The sequence below is a fragment of the Microbacterium sp. STRO-1N genome, from assembly GCF_057748015.1.
Genome location: NZ_CM173234.1, coordinates 1,805,163 through 1,818,829, shown reverse-complemented (window position 1 = coordinate 1,818,829; position 13,667 = coordinate 1,805,163). Strand labels below are relative to the sequence as shown.

The following is a 13,667-nucleotide window of genomic DNA, read 5'->3' as shown; positions in this document are numbered from 1 at the left end:
GTCAGGGGGTGGATGCGGCCAAGGGGCCAGCCTCCCAGTATAGATCGGGCTCGCTGTGCACTCCCCCGAATCCGATCACACCAGCCCGCGAGCCGCCAGAGCATCCCCGACGTCGTCGGCATGACGCAGAGCCAGCACGAACAGCGGAACGGCGGAGCGGATGCCGAGGCGCACGCCCCTGGCCTGCTGCGCTTCGCGCACACGCGCGGCGAATCCGGCCACGACCGGAATCATCGTGATGGTCAAGGAGACAGTCATCGCGACTGCGTCCGCGTCGACGCCGAGACGCCGCAGCGGACGCAGCATCCGCTCCAGCACGTCGAGCAGATCTCCCATTGTGGTGGTCAGAGTCAGCAGTCCTGCCAGCAGGACGAGGGCGACGACACGACCGGTGTTGATCAGTGCCTCCTGGGGCGACGTGAACACCCACAGCAGTCCGCCGAGAACGAGGACCATCCACCGCAGCTGCCAGACCTGCGCGGCGAGCACGCGCACCGGCATCCTGGCCACCGCGTACAGCACGACGACGACGCTGAGTGCGACGACGATGCCGATCATGGTGCGAGGAGCGAGCGCGAGCACGAGCGCGAGCACGGCAAGGCCGGTGAGTTTCAGGCCCGCCGGCGCGCGGTGCAGCGGGCTCGAACCGGGACGGTAGAGCGTCTTCACGCGGCCATCCGACGGTAGGTGCGGATGAGCTCGGCCGGTTCGCCGACGTCCGCCACACGGCCGTCCTCGAACAGCACGGCGGTCTCGCATCGCCCCGCGAGCTCGAGGTCGTGGGTCACGAGCACCACCTGAGCCCCCTGCTCCAGGAGCAGGTCGCCGATGCGGCGCGCGTTGCGCAGATCCAGCAGCGTCGTCGGCTCATCGGCGACGATCAGCTCCGGTTCCGTGATGAGCACGGACGCCAGCGCCAGCATCTGCTTCTGCCCTCCGGACAGAGCGGATGCCGGGACATCGGCGTGGTCAGCGAGACCGTGTCCCGCCAGGGTCTCGGCCACCAGCCGGTCGACCTCACGCCGATCGCGGCCCCGCAGCGACAGAGCGAGATCCTCCGCCGGTGTCGGCATGAGGATCTGCGCGTCGGGGTTCGTGAACACGAACCCCACACGCCGGCGCAGGGCTGTTCGATCGCGCACGGAGTCGAGACCCAGAACGCTCACGCTGCCTGTCGTCGGCTCGATGAGCCCGTTCAGCAGGCGCGCGAACGTCGACTTGCCCGACCCGTTCGCACCGATCACCGCGATCCGGGCGGCCGTCAGCGACAGCTCGACCTCGGCCAGGACCGGCCGACCGTCGAGCTCGACCGACACGGAACGCAGATCGATGCCGGCGAGTCGCGTGTCAGACCGCATGCGCTCGCGCCCGCACGCCGAACGCCGGCGGGTACGCGCGTCGCAGCGCGAGCGTCAGGACCGTCGCCGCGACCGCCTTGATCAGATCCCCAGGGAGGAACACGAGACTGGACAGCGCGGTCGGCCCCAGCCCGAGCCCCATCACCGCCGCCTGCACGGGGATGCCGAACAGGTACACGACCCCGATGCCGCCGACCACGGTGGCGGTGCCGGTGCGCCACCAGGTGATGCGACCTCCGTGTGCGATGAGGCCGGTGACGAACGCGCCCGCGATCCAGCCGATGAGATATCCGGCGCTCGGGCCGACGAAAGCGGCGATGCCGCCATGGCCTCCGGCGAGCACCGGGAGCCCGATCGCGGCCAGCACGAGCACGAGCAGCACGGCCAGCGGCCCGCGTCGCGGTCCCAGTACGGTCCCCGCGAGCATCACCCCGAGCGTCTGAGCTGTGATCGGAACGCCGGTGGGCAGCGGCACCGTGACCATGCCGAGCACGATGATGAGCGCCGCGAAGATCGCGATGCGGGCCAGATCGCGACCGACGTCGCTTCGGTTCTCGGACATGTCTCTCCTCGGACGAAGTTTCCTGAACAGTGTTCACCTGAACGGCGTTCAGTATAGTGAGATCATGATGGCCGCACGCAATACCGACCACTCGGGGCGTCACGATCGCGAGAGCGTGACCGCCACAGCCCTCCGTCTGCTCGACGACGTCGGCCTCCCCGACCTCAGCATGCGTCGCCTCGCTGGTGAGCTGGGCATTCAGCCCAGCGCCCTGTACTGGCATTTCGACAGCAAGCAGCAGCTGCTCGGAGCCATCGCCGAACGCATCCTCGCGCGCATTCCGACGGCGGCGTCCGCCGCAACCGCGACCGACGCCGACATCCTGAACGCCGCCCGCGGCATCCGCGATGCGCTGCTCGCCTATCGCGACGGCGCCGAGGTCGTGCTGAGTTCGTACGCGCTCGGTTTCGGCGTCGAACGCACCGAGGCGCACTTGCGCGCCGTCCTCGAGCGGCGTGCGGCGGCCAAGAGCAGTGTCGCCGCGACGACACTGCTGCAGTTCATCATCGGACACGCGCTCCTGGTCCAGCAGCGGCTGCACGCCGAGAGCCTCGGCGCCGCGCAGCTCGGCGGCGGCGATGACGCCACCGGCGATGTCACGGCGGCGTTCGACGCCGGCGTGATGCTCTTCCTGCACGGTGTCGACGCGGCACGTTCCGAGGCGAAGACCACTCTGAGGTATGACACGGTCGATACCAGGGAGTGATGCGCCGACCGACGCCTGTTCCATACCGTCGGTGGCATGGACGTCGTCAACGATCTCATTCTCGCCGCCGCGGCATCGCCCTGGCTGCTGCTGGTCATGTTCGCGGTCGCGATCATCGACGGCTTCTTCCCGCCTGTTCCGAGCGAGACCGTGCTCGTCGCCGCCGCAGCCGCCGCGGCATCCACGGGGGGCACGAACATCTTCCTGCTGGCGGGTGTCGCGGCGATCGGCGCCATGATCGGCGACAACATCGCGTATGCGATCGGGCGGGGACTGGGCACGCAGCGCTTCGGCTGGATGCGGAGGCCCCGCGTGGCCGCGGCCTTCGACCGCGCGCAGCGCACGCTGGCGACCAACGGCGCCGGCCTGATCCTCGGCGCCCGCTACATTCCGGTCGGCCGTGTCGCCGTGAACATGTCGGCCGGTGCGCTGCGCTACCCGTGGCGCCGCTTCCTCCCGCTCAGTGCGCTCGGCGGGCTCAGCTGGGCCGCCTACAGCGCCGGCATCGGCCTGCTGGCCGGGCACTGGCTCGAGGACCAGCCGCTGCTGAGCGCCGTGTTCGGCGTCGCGTTCGCTCTGATCATCGGCTTCGCCATCGACCGCATCTCGGCGTACCGGCGCCGCCGCCGCGCCGACGTTCCGACGCCCGTCTCCCCTGAGCACCGCGATCCGGCGGTTCACGCGGAAGCCCTCACGGAGGTGGGAGGATGACACCCATGACGGCGAAGCGGAATGCGCGATCGGAGAACCGATCCTCGACACGCCTCACCTCGCCGGAACGACGGGCGCAGCGCGCCCAGGCCGCGCAGGAGCGCGCTCAGCGCAGGGCCGAGGACGGACAGCGCAGAGCGCATGCCAAGCGGGAGGCCCGCACACATCGGCGCGAGAAGCGCCTCGCCCGGCTTCCGGCCTGGATGCGCGATCGCGAGATCGTGACGCTCGTCCTGCTGTCCGTGATCGCCGTCACGTTGTACGCCGTGCTCGTACCCGTCCACGCTGCGGAGTACGGCAGCCCCGTGGCCTTCACGATGCTGCTCGCAGCTCCCCTCGTCGCCGCTCCGCTGGTCTCGATGCGGTATCCGAGCCTGGCGATCATCCTCTTCACGGCATCCGCTCTGCTGATGGCGCTCATGGTGCCTCGGGATATCTCGCTCGCCCTCCCGTGGCCGTGGTCGGTGCCGATGCTGCTCGCCTTCGTCTTCGCGGTCGTGGTCCCCACCTTCCAGCACGGCTGGCGGACGGGTCTCGTGATGTTCGCATCAGGGACCGCCGCAGGGCTGACGGCGGCGCTCATGCTGCCCGGATTCGCCAGCGGCAATTCGCTGATCGTCACCACCTCCGTCGTCGGAGGCATGTACCTGCTGTCGGTGCTCATCACCGGACGGCTGCGCGTCGGCCACGAACTCACGCGCGAACGAGCCCTCACCGCCAGAGAGCAGGCGAAGCGCGAACTCGTCGAGGAGCGCACCAGGATCGCCAGAGAACTGCACGACGTCGTCGCGCACAGCATGTCGCTCATCCAGGTGCAGGCGTCCACGGCCCGCTATCGGGTGCCGGATCTCGCTCCGGAAGCCGCAGCGGAGTTCGATGACATCGCCGCGACCGCGCGCTCCTCGCTCGTCGAGATGCGTCGCATCCTCGGCATCCTGCGCACCGAGGACCACACCGCCGACCTGGCCCCGCAGCGCGGTATCGACGACATTCCAGGGCTCGTGGAGACGACCAGGCGCGCCGGAGCGGATGTCGGGTTGTCGATGGCGATCTCCGGAGACATCGACGCCGCCACGCAGATCGCCGCGTACCGGATCACGCAGGAATCCTTGAGCAATGCAGTGCGCCATGCGCCTGGTTCGACAATCACCGTCGTGGCGGGTTCCGACGAGGAGTCCGTGACCGTCACGGTCCGAAACGCCCCGGTCCCGGCAGCACCACCGGCCTCAGGAGGCCACGGCCTGCGCGGCATGACGGAACGCTCCGCGCTGCTCGGCGGTAGCGTGGAAGCAGGTCCGGATGCGCACGGCGGCTGGACCGTGACCGCAGCGCTCCCGCGCCACCCGGCGTCCCCGATGCAGAAGGGCTCCCTGTGACGATCGAGGTCCTCATCGCCGACGACCAGGCCATGGTGCGGGCGGGCTTCGCCGCACTTCTCGACGCGCACGAAGGCATCAGCGTCACAGGGCAGGCGGCGAACGGCGCCGAAGCCGTCGCGCTCTCCGCCCGCCTGGACCCCGACGTCATCCTCATGGACGTCCGGATGCCGGAGCTCGACGGCATCCAGGCCACCCGGCGGATCCTCGGCACGTCGTATCCCGCGGCGAAAGTGCCGCGCATCATCATGCTCACGACGTTCGACATCGACGACTACGTGTACGACGCGCTCCAGGCCGGTGCGAGCGGGTTCCTGCTCAAGGACGCCCTGCCGGAGGAGCTCGTGCAGGCCGTCCGGGTCGTCGCAGCCGGCGATGCCCTGCTGGCGCCCAGCGTGACCCGGCGGATGATCGCGCAGTTCGCCGCGCAGAAGCCACGTGCCTCGCGCGCGAGCGCGCAGCTCGCCGATCTCACCGAGCGCGAACGCGAAGTGCTGGTGCTCATCGGGCAGGGGCTGTCCAACGTCGAGATCGGGCGGGAGCTGTTCATCGCGGAGCAGACCGTCAAGACGCACGTCGGCAAGGTGCTCGCCAAGATCGGCGCTCGCGACCGCGTCCAGGCCGTGATCTTCGCGTACGACTCCGGTCTCGTCGAGCCGTCCTGACCGCCTCACCCCGCGGTAGGGCGTCGGTCGACACCCTGGGGTGATGTGCCGCCTGCCACCGGCTCCATAGCCTCCTGGGACAGACCAGAGGAGGCCCCCTGTGACCACCGTCGAGCAGCGCATCGCTGCCGCACCATCACCCGCACCCGTGCCGCCCCGCGCCTCGGTGCGGGACACCGGAATCGATCTCGTCCGCGCGATGTGCGTCACCGCCGTCGTGATCCTGCACGCGCTCATGGTCGGCGTGACCGTGACGGAAGCCGGCCCGGTGTTCGCCAACGCGTCGGAGGGCTCGTGGTGGATCACACCGCTGAGCTGGATCCTGCAGGTGATGCCTCTGTTCTTCGTGATCGGCGGCTTCGCCGGCTGGACAGCCCATCGCCGAGCGCGCGCACACGGCGGGACGGCCGCGTCCTTCGTCGCCGGGCGTCTGCAGCGGCTGCTCGTACCGGCACTGGCTGTGATCTCGTTCGTGGGCTGTGCGCTCATCGCTCTGGCCGTCGCCGGCATCCCTGCCGATCTGCTGCATATCGCGGGTTACCGGTACGGTCAGCCGTTGTGGTTCCTCGGCGTCTTCCTGCTCTGCCAAGTACTGCTGCCTGTGCTCGCCGCCGCCCACGAACGCGCTCCGCTGCGCACGATCGGTGCGCTCGCGCTCACCGCAGCGGCTGTGGATGCGTTGCGGTCGTCGACCGGCGTCGAGGGCCTCGGATTCCTGAACCTGGCGTTCGTCTGGCTGGCCCTGCAGCAACTGGGATTCTTCCTCGCGGACGGACGGATCGATGCTCTCGGGCGCCGTACGCGGGTGATGACCGCCATAGGTGCCGTCGCCCTGCTCGCGTTCGGCATGACGGCCGGCGTCTACTCCCCCGACCTCATCGCCAACATCAACCCGCCGACGACCGCGCTGCTGTTCGTGGGCGTCGCGCACACCATGCTCCTCTCCCTCTTCCGCGGCCGCCTGTCGGAGTGGAGCCGGCGTCCGCGTCTCGCGTGGTTCCAGCGGTTCGTGAACAAGCGCGCCATGACCATCTATCTCTGGCACATGCCGGTTCTGCTCGCGATGGCCGGAGGTGCGGCCGTGTTCGCGATCACGTCGCAGTCGGCGCTCCCCGAGCCGAGCAGCGTCGAATGGTGGCTGACCCGGCCGCTCTGGCTCGCCATGGTCCTTGCCATCACGGCGCTGATCGCGCTGCCTCTCGCCGCGCTGGAATCCCGACGCACGCCGCCGGCAGGATCGACACGACGGCTGGTGGCCGCGGCCTTCAGCGGCCTCGTCGCGATCGTGCTCCTGCTCGTGGTCGGGACGAACCCCGGCACCGCTCTCGCAGCCGTCCTGCTGATCCTGCTCGCCCTGCGCCTGGCTCGCGGAGAGGTCACATCTCGAAGTACACCGGATGATGCAGCACGCATCCGGGGTTGAAGGGCGCGGCGCACTGCGGGCACGCCCGGGCTGCGAGATAGGCGCCGATCGAGAGCGTCGACCGGCATTCGCCGCACAGCACGGCGTGCTCGTCGCGTGCATGGATGGGCCAGGCGCGGATGCCGTGGTCGACGGCCTCGTCATGACACCGCAGACACGGATACCAGTCGTCGCAGCACGCGAAGCGGATGGCGACCACGTCGAGCGGACTCCGGTAATGGACGCAGCGCGTCTGCTCGTCGACCGTCGAGCCCCGCACGACCGGTCGCGTCATGACCGCTCCGCGGCGTGCCCGAGTCGGAATCCGGGAACCGCGCTCAGCAGCACCAGCGCGATCGCGAACACGAAGACGAACCAGAAGGCATCGGCACCGCCCCCGAGCGTGGCGACTCCGAGGCCTGCGAGAGCGATCACGACCGCCGAGCCGCCGGAATCCGAGATCGACAGCGCCGATGAGTTGAAGCCCTGGTTCCCGGCATTCGAATACGCCAGGGTCAGGACGGTCAGTCGCGGATACACCAGCCCCATGCCGCCGCCCCCGAACGCCCACCCGATCACGACGATCAGGGGCGAGAGTCCCAGCACCGCGGTCGCCAGCACGGAGAACAGCGCGACGAGGATCAGCCCGAGGCTGATGGCCGCGATCCGTCCGTTGCCGAGCCGCTCTCCGTAGCGGCCCTGCAGCGCCGAGGCACCGGCCCACGCGAACGCCGCGAAGGTCAGCGCGATGCCGGCGAGCGTCGCGGTGAAGTCGAACCGCTCCATGAGCAGGTACGGAATGTAGGCCTCGGCGGCGAAGAACGCACCGGCGACCATGCCGCGCATGAGCACGACGCTGGGCAGCCCGCGTACAGCGCGCAGGGTCCCTCGGGGCACGAGCGGTCGGATCGCGAACCCGATCACGACGACGGCGACCGCGGCGATCGGCCATCCCACCGCAGGGACCGCATCCGCGGAGAAGCCGACCGCGACCGCGGCGACCGCGACGACGACCGACAGGATCAGTCGCACCGCCACGACGCCGCGCTGAAGCGCCGCTCCCCCGCCCAGGTCCACTCCCCGCAGGCGGAGAGCGACCATCGCGAACGCTCCGGCCGTGAGCACCGCGACGCCGAGGAAGGCCCAGCGCCAATCGAGATAGTCCGCGATCGCGCCGGCCAGGAACGGGCCGATCATCGACGGCACGACCCATGCCGCGGCGAAGGCGGCGAACACACGGCCGTGCAGGTGAGCGGGGTAGAGCCGCGCGACCACCACGTACAGAGCGACCGTCTGGCCTCCGGCTCCCAGCCCCTGGATGAGACGCCCGATCAGGAACTGATGCATGGTCGCCGCGGCACCGGAGACGATGAGCCCCACGAGGAACAGCGCGACGGACAAGTAGAGTGCGCCGCGCGGCCCTTTCGCATCGGATGCCGCACCGCTGGCGACCATCCCGATCACACTGGTCGCCAGCGTGCCCGCGAATGCGACGGCGTACAGCGACTCGCCGTCCAGAGCGGCGCTGACGACCGGCATGACGGTCGTGACGGCCAGCGCCTCGATCGCGGCCAGAAAGATGAGTGCGACGGCCCCGAGCGTCACCCAGCGTCTTCTGCGGTCCCAGATGGACGCCGCGATCTCGCCGGTCACATCCGGACCGCTCATCTCAGCGTCGCGATGCGCTCGATCGCCTCCGTGAGGATCTCCGGACTCGTGCCGAAGTTCAGCCGGACGTGGCCGGCGCCCTCGGCGCCGAACGCCGGCCCGAAGTGCAGCGCGACCTTGGCCTCGCGCAGAATCCGTCGCGATGGGTTGTCGCCCCATCCGAGCGCACTCAGGTCGATCCACGCCAGGTAGCCGGCATCCGGAATCCGGTAGCGGGCCTGCGGGAGGTGCTCGGCGAGCAGATCAGCCAGCAGCCTACGGTTCTCGTCGAGCGTGACCAGCAGTTCGTCGAGCCACCGGTCGCTCGCCGGCGAGAAGGCCGCCACGGCGGCCAGCAGGCCGAACTGTCCGGTGCGCCACTCGACCTCGACGGGCAGGTCGCGCACGAGCCCGGTCGTCCGGTCGGACGCCGTGACCATCAGCGCGCATTTGAGTCCGGCGAGGTTGAACGCCTTGCTCGCGCTCACCACGGCGTATCCGATCCCACGCGCCGCGTCCGAGACGGACAGGAACGGCGCGAACCCGGTTCCCGGTTGCGCGAGCGGCGCGTGGATCTCGTCCGAGATGACCGCTGCGTCGTGCTCCGCGGCCAGGGCGGCCAACGCAGCGAGCGACGCCGCACCGTGCACGGTTCCGGTGGGATTGTGCGGGTTGCACAGCAGGATCGCGCGCGCTCCTGCTTCCAGAGACCGACGGATGCCGTCGAGATCGAGTTCCCAGGCCGAGCCGGTGTCGCGCAGCGGTACGCGTTCGACCACGGCGCCGGCCTCGGTCACGAGTTCGTAGAACGGCGGGTACACCGGCGGGTTCACGATGACGCGATCGCCGGGTGATGTGACGCGACGCAGGATCTCGACGATCCCCATGCTGACGTCGGCCGTCGGCCGCATGTGCGCAGGGTCGGGCGACCACCCGAAACGCCGAGAGGCGAACCCGGCGAAGGCTTCCGGCAGGGGCGTCCGCGACGCGATGTACCCGGTGTCGCCGATGGCCACCGCGCGCTCGAGCGCGCGCGTGACCTCAGGGGCGAGCGCGAAGTCGGTCTCCGCCACGAACAGCGGGAGAACGTCCGAGGGGTACTCGCGCCACTTCTCGCTGGAGCGTTCGCGCAGCTGTTCCAGCGAGAGAGCGGTGACGCTCATCTCAGATCGCGAAGCCGAGCGCACGCATCATGTCGCGCCCGTCGTCCGTGATCCGCTCAGGGCCCCACGGCGGCATCCAGACCCAGTTGATGCGGAATCGGTCGACGACGTTGTCCAGCGCCTGCGCGGTCTGCTCCTCGAGCACGTCCGTCAGCGGGCAGCCGGCGCTCGTCAGGGTCATGTGGATCACGAGGGCGTCGTTCTCGTCGTCCCAGGCCAGATCGTAGATCAGGCCCAGGTCGACGACATTGATCCCGAGCTCCGGGTCCATGACGTCCTTGAGAGCCTCGGTGACCTCGTCGTACTTCTCTGGGGCAAGCGTCGCGGTCATGCCCTCAGCCTACGCCTCGATGGGAGCGGCGGGGTCGAGGAAGCGGTCGTAGCCCTCGTCCTCGAGACGGTCGGCGAGCTCGGGGCCGCCCTCTTCGACGATCTTGCCCGCCACGACCACGTGCACGTAGTCGGGACGGATGTAGCGCAGGATGCGGGTGTAGTGCGTGATCAGCAGCACGCCGAGTCCGGTGGACTCCTTCGCGCGGTTGACGCCTTCCGAGACGATCTTCAGCGCGTCGACGTCGAGACCCGAATCGGTCTCGTCGAGCACCGCGAACTTCGGCTTGAGAACCTCGAGCTGGAGGATCTCGTGGCGCTTCTTCTCGCCACCAGAGAAGCCCTCGTTGACGTTGCGCTGCGCGAACTTCGGGTCCATGCGGAGGTTGCCCATCGCCTGCTTGACGTCCTTGGTCCAGGAGCGGATCGAGGGCGCCTCCCCGTCCAGCGCGGTCTTGGCCGTGCGCAGGAAGTTCGTGACGGTCACACCGGGGATCTCCACCGGGTACTGCATCGCGAGGAAGAGGCCGGCGCGCGCGCGCTCGTCGACGGACATCGCCAGGACGTCCTCGCCGTCGAACGTGATCGAGCCGGAGGTCACGGTGTACTTGGGGTGGCCGGCGATCGTGTACGCCAGCGTGGACTTGCCCGAGCCGTTCGGGCCCATGATGGCGTGGGTCTCACCGGTGTTCATGGTGAGCGTGATTCCGTTGAGGATCGGGGTGGTCCCGGCATCGGTCTCGACCGTCACGTGCAGGTCGCGGATCTCGAGAACAGACATTCAGACTTCCTTAATGACAGTGGGGTCGATGAGCACGTCGTCGCCGTCGATCTCGACGACGTAGACCGGAACGGGCTCGAAAGCGGGGAGGTTCTGGGGCTTGCCGGTGAGCAGCGAGAAGGCGGAGCCGTGCGCCCAGCACTCGACCGTGTCACCTTCGACGAAGCCCTCGGAGAGGGAGATGTCGCCGTGCGTGCAGGTGTCTCCGATGGCGTGGATCACGCCGTCGGAATCCTTGATCACCGTGATGGGGACGCCTGCCGGATCGACGCGCAGCGGAGCGTCGACTTCGAGGTCGCCGACGCCGCAGACGCGCTCGGCGGTCATGCGTTCACCGCCGCGAGCTCCACCTCGACGGCCACCAGCAGTTCGGCCTCGAGTGCCGGGATGCCCAGGCGCTGGACGATGTCACTGAGGAAGCCGAGCACGACGAGGCGTCGTGCCTCCTCCTCGGTGATCCCTCTGGCCTGCAGATAGAACAGCTGCTCGTCGTCGAAGCGCCCTGTGGCGCTCGCGTGGCCGGCCCCGAGGATGTCGCCGGTCTGGATCTCGAGGTTCGGGATCGAATCGGCTCGGGCGCCCTCGGTCAGCACCAGGTTGCGGTTGGCCTCGTACGAGTCCGTCGCCGTGGCGTCCGGTCCGATGAGCACGTCGCCGATCCAGACGCTGTGCGCGCTCTCGCCCTGCAGCGCACCCTTGTAGAGCACGTCGCCGACGGTGTGCGCACCCTTGTGGTGCAGGTAGACCTGGCTCTCGAAGTGCTGACCGGCGTCTGCGTAGGAGAGGCCGTACATCCGGCCCTCCGCGCCGTTGCCGCTCAACTCGAGGTTCGGGTTCACCCGCACGACGCCGCCGCCGAAGGTGACGACGAAGTGCTTCAGCTGGGCGTCTGCGTCCACGCGCGCCTGGTGGGATGCCGCGTGCACGGCGTCGTCCTCCCACTGCTGCACGGTGACCACCGACAGGCGCGAACCCGCCCGTGCGATGATCTCGACGTTCTGCGCGTACTGGGCAGAGCCGGAGTGACGCAGCACGACGGTCGAGGCGCTGTGCTCCAGCGCCTCGATCACGATGTGCGCGTCGGCGCGACGCTCGGCGCCCTGACCGGTGATCGCGATGACCACCGGTTCGGAGACCTCGGTCTCCCGCGGAATCCGCACGTGGAGCCCCTCGGTCGAACCCTGCCACGCGATGGCCGAGACGACGTCCTCTGGGACGAAGAACTCACCGCGCGGCGCGGTGCCGGCGGCCAACGGCGTCGAGACGAACTCGGCGCCGCTGACGGCCTCGTAGGTCACGCCGTCGTTCTGCTCCGCCGCTGCGAACAGCGGCTTCACGCGTGCGACCGGCGTGTGCTTCCAGTTGACCTCTCGACCGTTCGGGATCCCGAAGTCATCCGGGTCGAAGGACCGCGGGCGCTCGGAACGGGTCTGGACGGGGACGAATCCGGCGTCCGCGACCTGAGCGGCGGGGTCGATGTGCGCGTTCGTATCCTGCGCCTCAGCGGGCGCTGTCGCCTGGGCCGCCATTCAGCCGACCGATCCTTCCATGCCCATTTCGATGAGCTTGTTGAGTTCCATCGCGTATTCCATCGGCAGCTCGCGCGCGATCGGCTCGATGAAGCCGCGCACGATCATCGCCATGGCCTCGTCCTCCGGCATGCCGCGGGACTGCAGGTAGAACAGCTGCTCCTCGCTCACCTTCGAGACCGTGGCCTCGTGGCCCAGCTGCACGTCGTCGACCCGGATGTCGATCGCGGGGTACGTGTCGGAGCGGGACTTGGTGTCGACCAGCAGCGCGTCGCATCGGACGGTGTTGGCCGAGTGGTGCGCGTTGGCGTCGACACGGACCTCGCCGCGGTAGCCGGCGCGGCCACCGCCGCGCGCGATCGACTTCGAGACGATCGAGGACTGCGTGTACGGCGCCATGTGGATCATCTTCGCGCCGGCATCCTGGTGCTGACCGGGGCCTGCGAAGGCGACCGAGAGCGTCTCGCCCTTGGCGTGCTCGCCCATCAGGTAGATCGACGGGTACTTCATCGTCACCTTGGACCCGATGTTGCCGTCGACCCATTCCATGGTCGCGCCCTCATGGGCGACGGCGCGCTTGGTGACCAGGTTGTAGACGTTGTTCGACCAGTTCTGGATCGTCGTGTAGCGCACGCGGGCGTTCTTCTTCACGATGATCTCGACGACGGCCGAGTGCAGCGAGTCCGACTTGTAGATCGGGGCCGTGCAGCCCTCGATGTAGTGGACGTAGCTGTCCTCGTCCGCGATGATCAGCGTCCGCTCGAACTGACCCATGTTCTCGGTGTTGATGCGGAAGTACGCCTGCAGCGGGATCTCGACGTGCACGCCCTTGGGGACGTAGACGAACGATCCGCCGGACCAGACGGCCGTGTTCAGCGCGGCGAACTTGTTGTCGCCGGCCGGGATCACGGTGCCGAAGTACTCCTCGAAGAACTCGGGGTGCTCGCGCAGCGCGGTGTCGGTGTCCATGAAGATGACGCCCTGCTGCTCCAGGTCCTCGCGGATCTGGTGGTAGACGACCTCGGACTCGTACTGCGCGGCGACACCGGCGACGAGACGCTGGCGCTCCGCCTCGGGGATCCCGAGACGCTCATAGGTCTCGCGGATCTCCGCCGGAAGGTCCTCCCAGGACTGCGCCTGCTTCTCGGTGGAGCGCACGAAGTACTTGATGTTGTCGAAGTCGATCTCGCTGAGGTCCGCACCCCAGGTCGGCATCGGCTTGCGCCCGAAGAGCTGATAGCCCTTGAGACGGGTCTTCAGCATCCATTCGGGTTCGTGCTTGAGCGCCGAGATTCCGCGGACCACCTCTTCGGAGATGCCGCGTTTGGCGATTGCTCCGGCGGCATCCTCATCGTGCCAGCCGAACTCGTACACCCCCAGGCCATCCAGCTCCGGGCGGTCGATCAGCACATCCGACATGTCACACTCTCCTCGTAG

General features: G+C 68.8%; 16 protein-coding genes. 5 read left to right on the top strand and 11 right to left on the bottom strand.

Going from position 1 to position 13,667, the window contains the following annotated elements; genetic code table 11:
• Window positions 1-75: 75 nt before the first annotated feature.
• From AC3ANJ_RS08595 to AC3ANJ_RS08585, 3 genes are read right to left on the bottom strand one after another with little or no spacing between them, the layout of a single operon-like run.
• A complete protein-coding gene (locus AC3ANJ_RS08595) occupies window positions 76-669 on the bottom strand; it encodes an energy-coupling factor transporter transmembrane component T (RefSeq protein ID WP_488319099.1) in 594 nt (197 codons plus the stop codon).
• On the bottom strand, window positions 666-1,358 hold the full coding sequence (locus tag AC3ANJ_RS08590; RefSeq protein WP_488319098.1) for an energy-coupling factor ABC transporter ATP-binding protein: 693 nt from the start codon (window positions 1,356-1,358) through the stop codon (window positions 666-668). Before AC3ANJ_RS08590 ends, AC3ANJ_RS08595 begins: the two co-directional genes overlap by 4 nt.
• A complete protein-coding gene (locus tag AC3ANJ_RS08585; protein ID WP_488319097.1) occupies window positions 1,348-1,920 on the bottom strand; it encodes a biotin transporter BioY in 573 nt (190 codons plus the stop codon). Before AC3ANJ_RS08585 ends, AC3ANJ_RS08590 begins: the two co-directional genes overlap by 11 nt.
• 64 nt (window positions 1,921-1,984) lie before the next feature.
• On the opposite strand from AC3ANJ_RS08585, the gene AC3ANJ_RS08580 reads away from it, so the two are divergent.
• The 5 genes from AC3ANJ_RS08580 (at window position 1,985) to AC3ANJ_RS08560 (ending at window position 6,801) form a co-directional block, all read left to right on the top strand.
• On the top strand, window positions 1,985-2,626 hold the full coding sequence (locus AC3ANJ_RS08580) for a TetR family transcriptional regulator (protein WP_488319096.1): 642 nt from the start codon (window positions 1,985-1,987) through the stop codon (window positions 2,624-2,626).
• A gap of 36 nt (window positions 2,627-2,662) precedes the next feature.
• Window positions 2,663-3,337 (top strand): DedA family protein, encoded by a 675-nt coding sequence (locus AC3ANJ_RS08575; RefSeq protein ID WP_488319095.1) that lies wholly within the window; start codon window positions 2,663-2,665, stop codon window positions 3,335-3,337.
• A 5-nt stretch (window positions 3,338-3,342) separates the two neighbouring features.
• Window positions 3,343-4,713, top strand: a complete 1,371-nt coding sequence (locus AC3ANJ_RS08570) for a histidine kinase (RefSeq protein WP_488319094.1) — start codon at window positions 3,343-3,345, stop codon at window positions 4,711-4,713.
• Complete coding sequence (locus AC3ANJ_RS08565) at window positions 4,710-5,378, top strand: response regulator (RefSeq protein ID WP_488319093.1); 669 nt, start codon at window positions 4,710-4,712, stop codon at window positions 5,376-5,378. The genes AC3ANJ_RS08570 and AC3ANJ_RS08565 overlap by 4 nt, the downstream gene beginning before the upstream one ends.
• Before the next feature lie 100 nt (window positions 5,379-5,478).
• The gene (locus tag AC3ANJ_RS08560; RefSeq protein WP_488319092.1) at window positions 5,479-6,801 is read left to right on the top strand and encodes an acyltransferase family protein; all 1,323 of its coding nucleotides are present in this window, start codon (window positions 5,479-5,481) and stop codon (window positions 6,799-6,801) included.
• Here the strand turns inward: AC3ANJ_RS08560 and AC3ANJ_RS08555 are convergent.
• The 8 genes from AC3ANJ_RS08555 to sufB are packed head-to-tail and all read right to left on the bottom strand — an operon-like array spanning window position 6,755 to window position 13,649.
• The gene (locus AC3ANJ_RS08555) at window positions 6,755-7,075 is read right to left on the bottom strand and encodes a CHY zinc finger protein (protein WP_488319091.1); all 321 of its coding nucleotides are present in this window, start codon (window positions 7,073-7,075) and stop codon (window positions 6,755-6,757) included. The two genes, AC3ANJ_RS08560 and AC3ANJ_RS08555, sit on opposite strands and share 47 nt — an antisense overlap.
• A complete protein-coding gene (locus AC3ANJ_RS08550) occupies window positions 7,072-8,448 on the bottom strand; it encodes an MFS transporter (RefSeq protein ID WP_488319090.1) in 1,377 nt (458 codons plus the stop codon). Before AC3ANJ_RS08550 ends, AC3ANJ_RS08555 begins: the two co-directional genes overlap by 4 nt.
• A complete protein-coding gene (locus AC3ANJ_RS08545) occupies window positions 8,445-9,590 on the bottom strand; it encodes a MalY/PatB family protein (RefSeq protein ID WP_488319089.1) in 1,146 nt (381 codons plus the stop codon). Before AC3ANJ_RS08545 ends, AC3ANJ_RS08550 begins: the two co-directional genes overlap by 4 nt.
• A 1-nt stretch (window position 9,591) precedes the next feature.
• Window positions 9,592-9,921 (bottom strand): metal-sulfur cluster assembly factor, encoded by a 330-nt coding sequence (locus AC3ANJ_RS08540; protein WP_013586729.1) that lies wholly within the window; start codon window positions 9,919-9,921, stop codon window positions 9,592-9,594.
• A 9-nt stretch (window positions 9,922-9,930) separates the two neighbouring features.
• Window positions 9,931-10,701, bottom strand: coding sequence for a Fe-S cluster assembly ATPase SufC (gene sufC / locus AC3ANJ_RS08535; RefSeq protein ID WP_488319088.1), 771 nt, complete (start codon window positions 10,699-10,701; stop codon window positions 9,931-9,933).
• Window positions 10,702-11,028 (bottom strand): non-heme iron oxygenase ferredoxin subunit, encoded by a 327-nt coding sequence (locus tag AC3ANJ_RS08530; RefSeq protein WP_406245426.1) that lies wholly within the window; start codon window positions 11,026-11,028, stop codon window positions 10,702-10,704.
• Complete coding sequence (gene sufD / locus AC3ANJ_RS08525) at window positions 11,025-12,230, bottom strand: Fe-S cluster assembly protein SufD (RefSeq protein WP_488319087.1); 1,206 nt, start codon at window positions 12,228-12,230, stop codon at window positions 11,025-11,027. Before sufD ends, AC3ANJ_RS08530 begins: the two co-directional genes overlap by 4 nt.
• Window positions 12,231-13,649 (bottom strand): Fe-S cluster assembly protein SufB, encoded by a 1,419-nt coding sequence (gene sufB, locus AC3ANJ_RS08520; protein ID WP_060926112.1) that lies wholly within the window; start codon window positions 13,647-13,649, stop codon window positions 12,231-12,233.
• Window positions 13,650-13,667 lie beyond the last annotated feature (18 nt).

Bases quoted from the DNA above. Each gene is read 5' to 3' on its own strand.
- AC3ANJ_RS08590 (WP_488319098.1), bottom strand. From the start codon at position 1,358: ATGCGGTCTGACACGCGACTCGCCGGCATCGATCTGCGTTCCGTGTCG.
- AC3ANJ_RS08585 (WP_488319097.1), bottom strand. From the start codon at position 1,920: ATGTCCGAGAACCGAAGCGACGTCGGTCGCGATCTGGCCCGCATCGCG.
- AC3ANJ_RS08580 (WP_488319096.1), top strand. From the start codon at position 1,985: ATGATGGCCGCACGCAATACCGACCACTCGGGGCGTCACGATCGCGAG.
- AC3ANJ_RS08575 (WP_488319095.1), top strand. From the start codon at position 2,663: ATGGACGTCGTCAACGATCTCATTCTCGCCGCCGCGGCATCGCCCTGG.
- AC3ANJ_RS08570 (WP_488319094.1), top strand. From the start codon at position 3,343: ATGACGGCGAAGCGGAATGCGCGATCGGAGAACCGATCCTCGACACGC.
- AC3ANJ_RS08555 (WP_488319091.1), bottom strand. From the start codon at position 7,075: ATGACGCGACCGGTCGTGCGGGGCTCGACGGTCGACGAGCAGACGCGC.
- AC3ANJ_RS08550 (WP_488319090.1), bottom strand. From the start codon at position 8,448: ATGAGCGGTCCGGATGTGACCGGCGAGATCGCGGCGTCCATCTGGGAC.
- AC3ANJ_RS08545 (WP_488319089.1), bottom strand. From the start codon at position 9,590: ATGAGCGTCACCGCTCTCTCGCTGGAACAGCTGCGCGAACGCTCCAGC.
- AC3ANJ_RS08540 (WP_013586729.1), bottom strand. From the start codon at position 9,921: ATGACCGCGACGCTTGCCCCAGAGAAGTACGACGAGGTCACCGAGGCT.
- sufC (WP_488319088.1), bottom strand. From the start codon at position 10,701: ATGTCTGTTCTCGAGATCCGCGACCTGCACGTGACGGTCGAGACCGAT.
- AC3ANJ_RS08530 (WP_406245426.1), bottom strand. From the start codon at position 11,028: ATGACCGCCGAGCGCGTCTGCGGCGTCGGCGACCTCGAAGTCGACGCT.
- sufD (WP_488319087.1), bottom strand. From the start codon at position 12,230: ATGGCGGCCCAGGCGACAGCGCCCGCTGAGGCGCAGGATACGAACGCG.
- sufB (WP_060926112.1), bottom strand. From the start codon at position 13,649: ATGTCGGATGTGCTGATCGACCGCCCGGAGCTGGATGGCCTGGGGGTG.